This window comes from Epilithonimonas sp., assembly GCF_036780765.1.
GTDB lineage: Bacteria > Bacteroidota > Bacteroidia > Flavobacteriales > Weeksellaceae > Epilithonimonas.
Genome location: NZ_DAIQCG010000002.1, coordinates 64,862 through 79,447, shown reverse-complemented (window position 1 = coordinate 79,447; position 14,586 = coordinate 64,862). Strand labels below are relative to the sequence as shown.

Here is a 14,586-nt window from a genome sequence, read left to right as displayed (position 1 = left end):
TAATTATTGTTATAGTTGTGTAATTATTATCCTTGATAACCAACCAGCGCTCTGATAATCGTTTTTACGTGGTCAGATGCTTCTTGGAAATATTGATTCTCGTAATGTTTCTCGTCAAAATCAGACTTCTGTTTCTTTAGATATTCTTTATACATCTTCATCCCGTGCATCGCATTGAAAATAGTTCCCGAAATGGTACATTGTAAAAGATGATAAGAAGGTTTTTTTGTAAAAATCCCTTTTTCCAGACCTTGTTCAATAATCTTTTGATTGATTTCTATATAATTGATTTTATAATCCTTCAAAAAATTCTGAATGCTTTTATTATGGCTAATAACCTGCTGAGTATGTACCAGAAGAAAAAAATCTCTGAGCCTCTGAACGCGGCTCACAAAATTATCTACAAAACTTTCAAGTTTCTGGATTTCGCTCAGTTCATCATTTTCTAAAATATTTTTAGCAAAATTTAATCCTTCATCCATTCTCCATTTGAAAAGTTCTTCTAACAGATTTTCTTTTGACCCAAAATAATAAGAAATCATAGAAACATTGACCTTTGCTTTGGCTGCAATATCCCTCACCGAAGTCCCATTATAACCATTGGCAGCGAAGAGTTTCTCCGCAACCATCATAATATGTTCTTCTTTTGTTGGCATAATTGATTTTTTGACAGGGCAAAGTTAAATCAAAAAATATATTCAATCAAACATTTGTTTGATTAATTTTTCATTAAAAGTTTATTGAATTTGTCTATAATCTCAAAACATTGAATAGAGGCAGATTACAACTATATTTTAAAAGAAAATATTTGTACAAGAAAACATATCATCAATTATGATTGATAAGAAATGTGAAAAAAAATCAGTTCGGTTAAGAAGCAGTTTTATGAATGTATCGAGTCAATTTAATCCCCATATCCGTTAACACAATTTTAGAATTGGCATTTCTGGAAATATGGTAAGATGCATCTGTGATTTCTTCGACAATCGAAACGATATTAGCACCGTGAATGAACTTGGAAAAAGATTGCCAATTGAAGTTTCCTTTATTCAATTTTTTATAAACTAGATTATCATTTCCGTAATTTTGAAGCATCGCCAGACGAAAAACCTCAATACAATAACTGAGGAATTTCATTTGTTTTTCCCGGTTCCATTCGGAGATTTGGCGCGCCCATTTTACAATTTCGCGTAGAACTTCGGGTTTCTTTTTTGCCTGAAAAGCATTCCTAACCCATTGGATAAATAAAGTTTCGAATTCCGACGCGCCTTCGTTATTTTCTGACAATGATTTAGCCAAATTCCAGTCGCCTTGTGCCTGATAAGCAATTTCTTTTGCAGAATTATGACTTCTAAGTTTTTCTAAAATATCTTCATCATTAATTCTTGGAATATTGACGATTTGACATCTTGATAAAATCGTTGGTAAGATATCATTGGTACTTGGTGCGCAAAGAATGATAAATGTATTTTTTGGAGGTTCCTCCAAGAATTTCAGAATTTTATTAGCAGCAGCATCGTTCATTTTGTCCGCTCTCCAGACAATCAGGATTTTACTTCCACCTTCAAAACTTTTCAGGTTGAATCTTTGTCCAATTTCTTCCGCTTCGTCTGCAGAAATAAAAAACTGTTTGTTCTCTGATTCCAAAAAACTTGTCCAATCATCAAAAGATGAATAAGGATTTTCTAAAATAAATTCTCTCCATTGATCAAAAAGTCTTTTGCTAAGAGAGTTTTTATTTTCTGTAAAAACCGGAAAACTGAAATGCAGATCGAGATGGTTAAGATTCTCAACCTTATGAACAGATGCTGGATTTTCTTTTTCAAAAATCTCCTGAGCCATTGCCAAAGCCAAAGGTAAAACACCAAAACCTTCTTCTCCTACGAAAAGCTGTGCGTGCCCTACTCTAGAATCCTGAATACTATCTTTTAGTAGATTCTTTATAGTTTGCTGACCGATAACTTGTTCCCATTTCATACGAGCAAAGATAATATTTTCGTTAGAAGTCGGGTGCCAGATGTCAGAAGTTTTTCGGCAAATCTGTTAAAAAACGAGGTAATCTAATAATCTTTACCAACTATCGGAAAATAACATTAATCTATCGAAGGTACTTAACAAACTTTAACCCAAATATATTTTTGCAATTCATTATTAATTAAGATATTTGCGCATTGAAATTTTAAAGGATGAAGAGAATTTTTGTTTTATCATCATTGGTAGCTGGATATTTCCTAAACGCTCAAAGTATAGGTAATTCGCCATACGGAGCTTACGGAATTGGAGATGTAAAATATGATAACACAGTCGATATTAGTTCAATGGGAGGCATTTCCACGGCTTACATTTGGGACTTTAATAATAATTTTAATTTCCGAAACCCAGCTGCGAATACCAACTTGGAACTTACCACTTTGAAAGTAGAGGGCACAAACGAAAATAATTATTACAGATCTGACTTTAATAATATAAAATCGAACAAACATTCGACATATCTATCTAATATATCGATAGCTTTCCCTATTTCCAGAAAGGTGAAATTCGGGATGGGTTTCCAGCCTTTTAGCTCTAAAAGTTATGATATCGTAAAAAGCCAAGCTTTACCAAATAGCGAAGTAACACAAGTGACCAATTTCCACGGAGAAGGTTCTTTGAATACTATTCAGGCAGCACTTTCTTATCAAATCAACTCAGAATTTGCGTTAGGTCTTAGATCTAATTTCTATTTCGGAAAGTTGTATGATATAGAAGAATCTGCTTTTACTGGAGCAGAATTAATCAGTGGTTATTCTAATAGCTATAGAGTGAGTGCGTTCAATTTTACATTGGGAACAACTTACCAGAAAAAGCTGGAAAACAATCATAAGCTGACGGTTGGTGCCACTTATACTATTGGTAACAGTGGAACTTTGAAAAACACTTATACTAACAGTACCTATTATTATCTACTTGGAGAAACCAAAGCTGGTGAAACTATTATAGATGAACAGGTTAATTATGACAAGAAATTCCTTCCTCAAGAAGCTTCTCTTGGTTTAGGTTATGGTAAAGATACCAAATGGTTTTTGAGTGCACAGCTAGACTATAAAAAAGGTGAAAGCATCAACTTCCTTGGTTCACCAATTTTCTATCAGGACTCTTACAGATATTCTGTCGGAGGTTGGTATTTACCAAATTATAATAACTTCCGTTCATATTTCTCAAGAGTTATCTACCGCTACGGTGCTTACTATGAAAAAGGAGGTTTACAGTTGAACGGAACCAACATCAACAAATATGCGATCACTGCGGGTGTTACACTTCCTTTCCAGAAAAGTACTATCAACCGTATGAATAGCATCGATCTTGGAATTGAGGTTGGAAAAAGAGGAACTCTGGATAACAATTTAATTCGACAAAATTTCATAAATTTGAGGATTGGGATCAACTTTGCAGACAAGTGGTTTGCGAAGCGCCTATACAACTAATGAAAGTACTTTGATAATCTATGAAGGATTATTATTCAAAAATATTTAAACTTAAAACATCACAACGATTCATTTTGTTGCTGATGTTTTTTCTTATTCAGTCTTGCGAAGAAGATATTGCGAAGGTTAGTAACGAAAAGAAAAAGACCAATTTTGCATCTCAGGTTATCTACAACGGCAATATTATCCAGAAAGATTCTGGGCAAGTTAAGGTTAACTTCCGTGCGCCTTTGATAGAAAAATATGAGTTGATAGACTCGCCTTATGTAGAAGCTAAAAAAGGAATTTATCTGGAATTTTTTGATAAAAAGTCAAAAGAGCCAGGAAAAATTTGGGCAAAATATGCCAGAAACGATATCAAAAAGAATTTCTATTTCGCAAAAGGACGAGTGAAAATCATAACAACTGAAGGTCAAACTTTTGTGACAGAAACCATTAACTGGGATCAAAACAAACATACGATGTACACCAAAGACACTGTTTTTGTTTCGGATAAAGACGGAAACATTCTTGTTGGCGCTCACGGAATGGTTGCTAAAGATGACTTCTCCGAATATACTTTTTTCAACAATTCCGGAAGTTTCACCTCTTCGAATTTGCCTGCAGCCAGCAAGTAAATTGCGATTAGCTGATGGCATTTTGTCGATAGCTTTCACCATAAATCTATACAAATTTGGAACAACTGAATTTTTACGCCATTGGTTTAATGTCTGGAACTAGTTTGGATGGATTGGATATTTGTTATGCAAAATTTACTCAAACAGATTCTGCCTGGAACTTCGAAATTCTGAATTGTGAAACACTTCCTTATTCTTCTGATTGGGAACAATCTTTGAGAAATGCCGTGAATCTCTCCAGCGAGGAAGTTCTAAAATTGAATGTTGATTATGGATTTTATCTTGGAGAAAAAACTTCAGAATTCATTTCAAAACATAAAATCATCAATCTTGATTTGATTGCTTCACACGGTCACACGGTTTTTCATCAGCCAAAAAACAAATTCACTTTACAAATTGGAGATGGAAGAGCTATTAAATCAAAAACCAATAAAACGGTTGTCTATGATTTCCGAAGTCAAGATGTGATTCTGGGAGGAAATGGAGCGCCTTTGGTTCCAATTGGTGATGAACTGTTGTTTTCGGAATTTGATGCTTGTCTTAATCTTGGCGGATTTTCTAATATTTCTTTGAAACGAAATGGAAAACGAATCGCTTTCGATATTTGTCCCGTCAATATTATTCTGAATGATTTGGCTTTGAAACTCGGGAAAAAATTTGACGACAATGGAGATCTGGCAAGAAATGGATTAATTGATTATGAACTTCTTGATCAATTAAATCAACTCAAATTCTATCAGGAAAAAGCACCAAAATCTTTGGGAATAGAATGGATTAACGAACAAGTTTTACCATTAATAAAAACTCAAAAAACAGAAGATCTTTTGGCAAGCTTCACAGAACATTCTGCTGTTCAAATTGCTAAAATATTGGATGAATTTGAGGTAAAAAAAATCTTAATTACAGGAGGTGGAACTTACAATAGTTATCTTATTGAAAAGATAAAAGCAAAGACCAAAACCGAAATCCAAATTCCAAAAAAGGAAATTATTGAATACAAAGAAGCTTTGATTTTTGCTTTTATGAGCGTTTTGAGATTACAGAATCTCAATAATGTTTTGTCATCCGCAACTGGAAGTTTGTACGACCATTCTTCTGGTTTGGTTTGCTAGATTAAAGTTGTTCGATTTTATCCGTCAAAGAATTGATAAAATTTTGAAGTGGTTTTTCTACCATCATTTTGATAAATGGATTGAATTTCCCTTCGAATAATAACTGAACTTCTGTTTGATTTTCGTTAAGAGGATTCATTGCGCCTGTCAAAGCGAAATCCAAACTTGAACTTGCAGATTTCAGAACTACTTCTTTATCAGAAACATTATCAATTTTCAAAGCAATTTCCGGCATACCCTTCAACCCGAATTTGAAACCGTTTTCTCTAGCTTCGAAACTTTGCAGACCTTCTGGCATCAAATCTTTGTAATCCTCAGGATTTTTAAGCATTCCCGCCAATTCTGATGAAGATTTATTTACAACAATTTTTCGTCCTTCTAAATTCATTTTTATATTTTTGTATTAATATTAATAGCCTTACAAATGTATAAAGTTTTTATCAATGAGAAAAGATTAATTTTGAGTTCTGAGCCTCAAGATAGTCCTAAAACACTGAATTACGATGGGTCGCATAGTTTTGACTTTGCTATTGACTTGTTAGAAAATACTGCGTCGCAAGGCCTTAATATTTATCATAATAATGTAGAAGAACTCTGGGCCGATTTCAGAAATTACTTCAAAAATATAGAAGCTGCCGGCGGCGTTGTCATCAATCCAGAAAATAAAATTCTCTTTATCCATCGATTAGGAAAGTGGGATTTGCCCAAAGGTAAAATTGAAAAAGGCGAATCCAGAGAAGTGGCTGCAGTACGCGAAGTAGAAGAAGAATGTGGCATTTTCAATCTCGAACTGAAGGATTTTATCAATTCTACTTATCATATTTATACGGAAAGAGACGGAAAAAAAATCCTTAAAACAACTTATTGGTTTGAGATGTTTTATGCAGGAAATGAAAAGCCGAAACCACAAATAGAGGAAGGCATCAATGAAGTTGGCTGGAAAAATGATGTAGAAATCGAATCGCAAATTCTGCCTTCTACATTTCAAAATATTAAATTAATTTTGAACGATTTCAAAAATAGAAAACCTCAATAATTTGAGGTTTTTCTTTTATATAAAATCAATAATTTTTTCGAGAGCAATTCCGCGTGAAGCTTTTAATAAGACATTCTCACTCTTAACTGGATTAGCTTTTAATCTTTCAATCAATTCTGAAGTATTTTCGAAAGCGTTATCTGAATGATTAACTAATTTAAAATTCGGACCAACTGTAATTATTTCATCGAATCCACAAGATTTTGCGAAGTCTAAAATGGTCTGATGTTCTTTCAAACTTTCTTCTCCAAGTTCCAACATATCGCCAATGATAATCGTCTTAGTTCCTTCAAAAGTTTTGAAGTTTTCTAATGAAACCTGCATACTGCTTGGATTGGCATTGTAAGTATCTAAAACTAATGTTTTATCGTCTTTCTTTTGGATTTGCGAACGCATATTAGACGGAACATAATTTTCTATTGCGTTTTTAATTACAGAAATATCGAGCCCAAAATGTAAACCTAAAGCAACCGCTGCAGAGATATTATCATAATTATATTTCCCAGTAAGATTAGAAAAAATCTCAGTTCTTTGATAATCCAATCCCACAAAATGGTCTTTGTAAACCGGCGAAAAATAATAATCTGAATCTGATTTTCCAAACGTAATTTTCGGTGAATAATCAGCCGTTTTCTTTTCCTGAATCTCATCATTCTGATTAACCAGAATTTTTTGTTGATGATTTTTAAGATAATCATACAACTCAGATTTTCCTTTGATTACGCCTTCATAACCGCCAAAACCTTCGAGGTGAGCTTTTCCAAAATTGGTAATGTAACCGATATTGGGTTTTGCAATTTCACATAAGAATTCAATTTCTTTCTGATGGTTGGCGCCCATTTCTATGACAGCAACCTCGTGTTCTTGTCTGATGGACAGAATAGTCAAAGGAACTCCAATATGATTGTTAAGATTTCCGAAAGTATATTGAACTTTAAATTTCTCAGCTAGAACGTTGCTGATTAATTCTTTGGTGGTCGTTTTACCATTACTACCGGTCAACCCAATAAATGGAATATCCAATTGATTTCTGTGAAATATTGCTAAATGTTGTAAAAACATCAATGTAGAAGGAACATAAAATATATTATTTTCCGGCTTGGAATATTCCTCATCTTCTATAATTACAGCTAAAGCTCCTTTTTCAATTGCTTCGTTGGCTTTTTCCGCCGCATTATAAGTTTCTCCAGAGAAGGCAAAGAAAACACTTCTATCCTCTATTTTTCTACTATCTATAACGACATTTCTGCTTTGCAAGAAAATTGGGTAAAACTCACTGATATTCATAATTCAAAAATATTAAAATGCTTCTATATAAAAACAAAAAACAGCAGAAAATTCTGCTGTTTTTTTATATCATAATAGTTTGATATTATCTTTTTGTACGTCCTGTCTTGGCGTTTTTAGCATCCTGTGCAACACGGAAACCAATCCAGCCATAACCTTTCATCTGATTTTTAAATCTTCTTTGTCCCGGATCCAACCAATAAGCAGAATCTAACCAAGAACCTCCTTTTACAACTCTACTGTAATCATTGATTTGAGAAGTTGCTTTCTTTTTATCTTTTTGTAGAGCTACAGTTCCATTTTGGTTAACTACGAAAGTTGGTTTTACAGAGTTGTACATATTATACTCAGAACTATCACTTGGAGGCGTTCCGCCCGCGTCTAATGAAGATTGATAATCACCATCTCTGTAGTTTCTGTTATCTTCTACTACTTTTCTTTCAAACTCACCAGGTAAACCTTTGTAAACCAAACGACCATCTGCTAATGTATCGTACTTGATCTCCATATTACCCACTTTTTTATAAGATCCGTCTTCATTTTTAACCGCTTCTACTACAACATTTCCTCTGAAATAGTTGAAGTCGCTAAATTCCTCATCAATCATTGGTCTGTAGATATCAGCTACCCATTCTGCAACGTTACCATACATTCCGTAGATACCAAGATCGTTAGATGGATATTGTTTCACATCTGCAGTTGTGGGAGATCCATCATTTTTCCAACCGGCTACACCAGAGTAATCACCTCTACCTTGTTTGAAGTTTTCTAGGTACATCCCGCGGTTTCTACCCTTTTTACCTTTAATTTTATCCATTTGAGTATTCTTACCTAAGTAATTATTATACTCTCTTTCTTTTTGAAGTCCCAAAGCTGCAAATTCCCACTCAACTTCTGTCGGAAGTCTGAATTTCTCAACTACACCTGATGCGGCATTTCTGTTAGCAGCAGCAATTTTTTCGTTAGAAGTTTTGATTCCGCTTCTTTGTTGTAGTTTTTTCTTATCAATATAAGCATCCATTTCCGCATCATTGGATTTGAATTTGTCCATATTGAACGTTGTACCAGCAGTAGAAGCTTTGTCAGCAGTATAAACATCTTTCGATATTACACCTTGTCTCATCAACGCTTTCTCATTCGCTCTATCAGTTAACCAGTCACAATATTTTGTTGCCTGTAACCAAGAAACACCTACAACCGGATAATAATCATATTCTGGAGATCTGAAATAAGTCTCCGCATAGTCGTTACGCGACAACTTGTTGTTCCATACCAAAGTATCTGGTAAAGCACCTGTATAGATATGTTTGAAGCTAGGATCAGAAGAAGGGAAAACAAACTTAAGCCAAGTTGTATATTCTCTATATTCTGAGTTGGTAATTTCTGTATCACCAATAAAGAAAGAACTGACCTGCATTCTTCTTGGTGTGTTATTCCAATCATGCATTACATTATCTTCCACAAGCCCCATTGTAAAAGTTCCACCTTCTACATAGACCATTCCTGGCCAAGCTTTAGGCTTTTGCTGTTTACCTGAGAAGAACCACCCGTCTTTTTCGTTGGGCTTCCATCCGGTTTTGCTCACAAAACCTTTAGTACCACCACCTTTCTTCGAGTTCCCTCCGCCTCCACAACCTACCAATAGTAATGTTGAGCTTAAAGTAATGATCGAAAACAACCTTATTTTTTTCATAATCTGATATAGAAATTTTCAAAGTACAAAGAAAAAGGAAATTCTTTAATTAATCAAATATTGTTTCCTTTTTTTTGATAGAACGCAATTAAATTAATTTTATTATATACCATTTTTTTAAAAAAATCGTTTATTTTGTAATCTTAATAAATAACATTGATGAAATTCAAATTTTATACTTTCGTTTTCTTTTTTATGTCTGTTTTTGGATTTGCGCAAAGGATTAATCTAAACTGGGAAGGCACAAAAGAAATGGATTATGGTACAGAGAAAATTACCTATCCTTTCTTTACAAATCATAGTTATCTTATAGATACCAATTCCATTTTTATTAATCTAAATATAAAAACGGATAATCAGATAAAACTGGAGCAGTTTCAATGGGAAATATTGCCTGCAAAGGATGTTCACGGTTTAAAAATGAACGCACTTTCAGCCACGCCGGACGCCAATGTTAATTATTTTTTAAATGAATCAGAAGGCGCTCAAAATGCTAATATCAGTGTTGAAGCTTTGAAGGTTGAAAATAATAAAATATACAAACTAGTATCATTTACTATTTCCCAAAATACAGCTAAAATATCTTCTTTATATAAAGGCAGTAACAAAATTGGAACTACTGACAATCCTCTAAAATCCGGAACCTTTTACAAAATAAAAGTGGACAAATCCGGTATTTTTAAAATTACAAAACAATTCCTGCAACAAAACGGAATTAATCCATCAAACGTCAATCCGAAAAATTTTAGAATTTACGGAAATGGTGGTGTCATGTTGCCGGAGTTCAATCAAGAGAATTATACCAATCCAGGTAACGGAGCCAACTATATTAATTTAAAATATAGTGCGCTGCAAGAAAATGCAATCCAAATCATCGGAGAAGAAGATGGAGTTTGGAATGAGAATGATTATGCACTATTCTATGCTCAGGGGCCAAATGGTTATAATCTTTATAACAATAATAATGGAAATGGAAAAAAAAGGGTAGAGACAAGATCTGATACACCTAATAACGTAGTGAATATATATGAAGATTATTCCTATTACTTTATCAATTTTGATTTGGGCGAAGGAAAAAGAGTACAAACTGTAGATAATAATTTACCCTCTGAATTAATAACCCGTTATGATGATTACCAATTCATTAACGAAGAAAAATTTAATCTTGTAAAATTAGGAAGAATATGGACTGGGGATGTGATTTCTGGAAGCAAAGAAGTAACGTTCAACACAAAATCACCTATACATGCCGATGATGTTATTCGTTTCAAAACGAAGGTTGTTGCTTTCAATGCACAATCTACTAGTATAAAATTTGATATTAATAATGCTCAATATAGTGGAACCACAAATACAAATGCGGAAACATTTTATGAGCATTTGGGACAAGAAGGATTTTTACTCGATCAAACTGGAAACAGCATAAAATTCACTTACACACCAAACACAAGTTCTAATCCCAACGGTCTGTACTATTTTGATTATGCAGAAGTACAATATAAAGAGGATTTGAATTTCAACAATTCGCAAATGAATTTTCGGGACTTTGATATCGCAACTGGTTCAGGAGATTTATATGGTTTTTCTGTAAAGAATGCATCGGAAATTGAACAAATATGGGATGTTTCTGATATTACCAATGCTAAAAAGCTAACCAACAAAAATACAGAAAGCTCTACGTTTAATTTTGGATATCCGGCTAACAATCCATATTTTAATAATGAATTCACGGCATTCAAAAGCTCGGCAGCATTTGAACCAAGTTTTGTTGGACGAATCGAAAATCAAGACTTGGCATCACTTAGAGATGTTGATTATCTGATGATTACTCAGCCTGCATACATGTCCCAAGCCGAAAGATTAGCAGCATATCATAGAAGCACGAATGGCTATAATGTTCAAGTTGTCGATGTAAACAAGATCTATAACGAGTTCAGTAGTGGGAGTAAAGATATCACAGCAATCAGAGATTTTATTACAAGACTTAATACAACTAATGGTAATTTAAAATATGTTTTTTTATTGGGAGATACTTCTTACGATTTCAAGAACAGAATAGCTAATAACACAGATATCATCCCAAGTTATCAAAGTGAATATAGTGCTGATGTAAAATCATCTTACGTTACAGATGATTACTTTGTAATGACTAAACCTCAAACCACTACAAGCCTTGCCAGTATTTTGCCAGATATTCCTATTGGCAGATTACCTGCTGACAATACTCAGGAAGCAAAAATAATGATTGACAAAACCCTTGCGTATAATAATGGTTTGCCTAATCAATCCAATCCCTTTGGAGAATGGAGAATGAAACTTGATTTTGTTGCTGATGATGATTTTGAAGGTGCCAATATACCTCTAGGAATCAAAGGCCCTTTTCATTATCTTGTGGACTATGCAATAACCGAAAATTTTTCTGACAGCAAAAAGCCAGAGTACAACATAAGAAAACTTTATCTGGATGCTTTCCCTGCAGTAACAAGCGCCGGAGGGCAAAGATATCCGCAAATCAACCAGGCGATAACCAATGATGTGGGAAATTCTTTGTATTTGTTTTATTTTGGACATGGGGGAATCAATGGATGGGCACAGGAAAGAGTTTTAACGTCGACAGAAGTTCAGGGTTTCAACAATTATACTGCAGTTTATAGCCGATTTCCGTTTGTATCTACAATTACTTGTGAATTTACATTATGGGATGAGCCTAACACGAACTCTGTAGGTGAACAATTAATAAAACTTGCGACAGGCGGTGCTTCTACAATGATTACCTCAAGTCGTGCAATTTCTGTGGACTACGGAAGAAAATTCACGCCTATCTTCACGAAAAACTTATTCACACTGAATTCTGCAAATGATTTTAATACAATAGGCGATGCACACTTGGCTGCAAGAAAAGAATATTACATCACCGCTGCCTATGGAGCTTCGTCTGAACCTTTCAAGGTAAATTTTCTTGGTGATCCAGCAATGAAAATGAGCCGTCCAAAGAAATTATTAACAATAGATAATATCATTACACCAGTTCCTAATAAAATCAGAGCTTTAGATTTTGTTAAAGTTCAGGGACGAGTTCTAAAGGCTGATGGAAATCTAGATAACACTTATAATGGTCGTGCAGTAATTAATGTTTTTGATAAAAAGATTCAAAAAACAACTTTGAACAATGACAATCTTCCTACATTGGCAGAGGTGATGAAATATAAGGAAGAACCTAGCGCCATTGTTAAAACTTCTGGTAAAGTTGAAAATGGTGTTTACACGGTAGAATTTTATGTCCCGAAAGATATCAACTATGAAATTCCAATTGACCCTGATACAAATCAACCTGTAAAAGGAAGGATTCTTGCATATGCTGAAAACTTCGAAGATGCTAAAAAGAAAGGCACGGTGGCGTTCGATGTATTTAATAATCAAACACAGGTTGTAGGAGACATTAACCCAGATGGTATAAATGATGCAGAACCTCCTGTTGCTAATCTTTATATGAACAACACCAATTTTGCCAATGGTGGTATTACAGATCAAAACCCGATGCTTTTAGCTTGTGTCAAAGATAATACAGGAATCAACTCAACCGGAGCAGGTATCGGACATGATATTACTGTAGTGCTGGATGGAGATATTGTCAACACCACTGCTCTTAATGATTATTTCTCTTCCGGTGATGGCAATGGTTGTAGCTTTGGAGATTTACAAGATTATCAAAAAGGATATGTAACGTTCCCTTTCAGAAATTTAACTCCTGGCGAACATCAATTAGTTTTTAAAGTTTGGGATATTAATAATAATTCGACGTCTTCTACGTTAAACTTTGTAGTAAAAGATGAATCTGAAAAGAAACTGACTGTTAATAGACTTCTTAATTGGCCAAATCCATTTACTAATAAAACTTATGTTCAGTTTGAGCATAATTGTGATGATATCTTGGACGTCAATGTTCAGATCTATACAATTACAGGGAAAATTGTTAGAACATTATCTACCAGTATTTCTGCGGAACCATTTCTACAAGGCTTCAGAACGCCAAGACAAGCCATAGAATGGGACGGAAAAGATGATTTTGGAGATACGGTTGCAAAAGGTACATATATTTTTAAGATATTTGCACGCAGTCAGAATCAGGAAAAATGTTCAGGAAGCGCAACTGCTGTAGAAAAAATGGTGTTATTAAAATAAAAAAAATAATATATCGGTAAAACTTTTACCTTAAAAGAAAAAAAATGAATTTAACAAAAAGATTATTTTTAGGATTAGGAATCGGCGTTAGTGCCTTTGCCTTTTCTCAAAGCAATGTTCAGCCAGTATTGACGGGCGCTCCATTCTTGAGAATATCTCCAGATGCAAGAGCTGGTGGTATGGGAGATCAGGGGGTTGTGACATCTACGGATGTTTTTTCACAGTTTTGGAATGCTGCAAAATATCCTTTTGCAAAAGTTTCTTCAGGATTTGGGGTTAACTATACACCATATATGAGTAAGCTTACAAATGATGTGTTCTTGCTTTACGGTTCTTACTATACTTTTTTAGGGGATGATGAGCGTTCTACTTTGAGTGCGAGTATCTATTACTTCAACATGGGTGATGTAGATTTAACAGATTTCGTAGGTAATGAGGTTATCCAAGGTGGAACAGCAAAACCTAATGAATTCTCAATTGACGTTGCATACGGTTTGAAATTGAGTGATAACTACTCTATGGCGGTTACTGGTAGATTCATTAGATCTGATATTGGTGGAGGTTTCAACTCAAACAGTACTTTGAAGCCGGCTAACACTTTTGCAGTAGATGTTTCCGGTTACTATATGTCTCCGAAACACGAAAGCATCAGTGGATATGAAGGGCGTGTAAAAGCTGGTTGGGCTGTTCAAAATCTAGGTCCTAGACTAGATTATACAGGAGATGAAGAATCTAGATCTTACCTTCCTACAATGGCAAGATTAGGTTTGGGTTATGATTTATTAATTGATGATCAAAACCGTTTCAGTTTAAGCGGTGAAGCTTCCAAAATCTTAGTTCCTGGTCCAGATGCAACGGGTAACGTTCCAAATGTTGGAGTAATGGAAGGAATTGGAAAATCATTCAGCAACAAGAAAAGTATTATGTTCAGTGGAGCTGCAGAATATTCTTATGACGAGACGTTCGCTCTTAGAGCTGGATATTTCACAGAAGCACCAGAGCAAGGAGCTAGACAATATGCAACTGTTGGTGTTGGTTTCAAATATGCTTCTTTCGGTTTAGATCTTTCTTATTTAATCAATACTTCAAAAATCAATTCAGCTTTAGATAATACTTTGAGATTTGGATTGACTTGGAACATTGGTAGCGAAACTTATAACGCTCAAGATTATTAATTTTCTGAATTAATAAATAA

Annotated in this window: 11 protein-coding genes; 6 read left to right on the top strand and 5 right to left on the bottom strand. The window is 34.3% G+C overall.

The annotated features are described in order from the left end of the window. Window positions 1-26: 26 nt before the first annotated feature. Window positions 27-656, bottom strand: a complete 630-nt coding sequence (locus tag V7P73_RS03855; RefSeq protein ID WP_313101752.1) for a TetR/AcrR family transcriptional regulator — start codon at window positions 654-656, stop codon at window positions 27-29. A 214-nt stretch (window positions 657-870) separates the two neighbouring features. After that, complete coding sequence (locus V7P73_RS03850; RefSeq protein WP_333851642.1) at window positions 871-1,977, bottom strand: DNA polymerase III subunit; 1,107 nt, start codon at window positions 1,975-1,977, stop codon at window positions 871-873. A gap of 209 nt (window positions 1,978-2,186) precedes the next feature. Between V7P73_RS03850 and V7P73_RS03845 the strand changes: the two genes are divergently transcribed. From V7P73_RS03845 to V7P73_RS03835, 3 genes are all read left to right on the top strand, one after another. Next, entirely contained in the window at window positions 2,187-3,464 is a 1,278-nt protein-coding gene (locus tag V7P73_RS03845; protein ID WP_333851641.1) for a hypothetical protein, read from the top strand. Window positions 3,465-3,484: 20 nt separating this feature from the next. Then, window positions 3,485-4,081: an LPS export ABC transporter periplasmic protein LptC gene (lptC, locus tag V7P73_RS03840; RefSeq protein ID WP_442896956.1), complete on the top strand. Its 597-nt coding sequence runs from the start codon at window positions 3,485-3,487 to the stop codon at window positions 4,079-4,081. 65 nt (window positions 4,082-4,146) lie between these two features. Then, the gene (locus V7P73_RS03835; protein ID WP_333852119.1) at window positions 4,147-5,193 is read left to right on the top strand and encodes an anhydro-N-acetylmuramic acid kinase; all 1,047 of its coding nucleotides are present in this window, start codon (window positions 4,147-4,149) and stop codon (window positions 5,191-5,193) included. A gap of 1 nt (window position 5,194) precedes the next feature. On the opposite strand, the gene V7P73_RS03830 is transcribed toward V7P73_RS03835, so the two are convergent. Next, window positions 5,195-5,581, bottom strand: a complete 387-nt coding sequence (locus V7P73_RS03830; RefSeq protein WP_312751150.1) for an SRPBCC family protein — start codon at window positions 5,579-5,581, stop codon at window positions 5,195-5,197. A 36-nt stretch (window positions 5,582-5,617) separates the two neighbouring features. Between V7P73_RS03830 and V7P73_RS03825 the strand changes: the two genes are divergently transcribed. Next, on the top strand, window positions 5,618-6,229 hold the full coding sequence (locus V7P73_RS03825) for an NUDIX hydrolase (protein WP_333851639.1): 612 nt from the start codon (window positions 5,618-5,620) through the stop codon (window positions 6,227-6,229). A gap of 15 nt (window positions 6,230-6,244) precedes the next feature. Here the strand turns inward: V7P73_RS03825 and V7P73_RS03820 are convergent, their stop codons facing one another. Both V7P73_RS03820 and gldJ read right to left on the bottom strand, forming a co-directional pair. Further along, the gene (locus V7P73_RS03820) at window positions 6,245-7,516 is read right to left on the bottom strand and encodes a UDP-N-acetylmuramoyl-tripeptide--D-alanyl-D-alanine ligase (protein WP_333851638.1); all 1,272 of its coding nucleotides are present in this window, start codon (window positions 7,514-7,516) and stop codon (window positions 6,245-6,247) included. A gap of 85 nt (window positions 7,517-7,601) precedes the next feature. After that, window positions 7,602-9,209 (bottom strand): gliding motility lipoprotein GldJ, encoded by a 1,608-nt coding sequence (gene gldJ / locus V7P73_RS03815; RefSeq protein ID WP_333851637.1) that lies wholly within the window; start codon window positions 9,207-9,209, stop codon window positions 7,602-7,604. Between the two features lie 159 nt (window positions 9,210-9,368). Here gldJ and porU point away from each other — a divergent pair, with 159 nt between their 5' ends. Then, window positions 9,369-13,391 carry a type IX secretion system sortase PorU gene (gene porU, locus V7P73_RS03810; RefSeq protein WP_333851636.1) on the top strand — a complete coding sequence of 1,341 codons (4,023 nt, stop codon included), beginning with the start codon at window positions 9,369-9,371 and terminating at the stop codon, window positions 13,389-13,391. A 44-nt stretch (window positions 13,392-13,435) separates the two neighbouring features. After that, window positions 13,436-14,566, top strand: a complete 1,131-nt coding sequence (gene porV / locus V7P73_RS03805) for a type IX secretion system outer membrane channel protein PorV (protein ID WP_333851635.1) — start codon at window positions 13,436-13,438, stop codon at window positions 14,564-14,566. Window positions 14,567-14,586 lie beyond the last annotated feature (20 nt).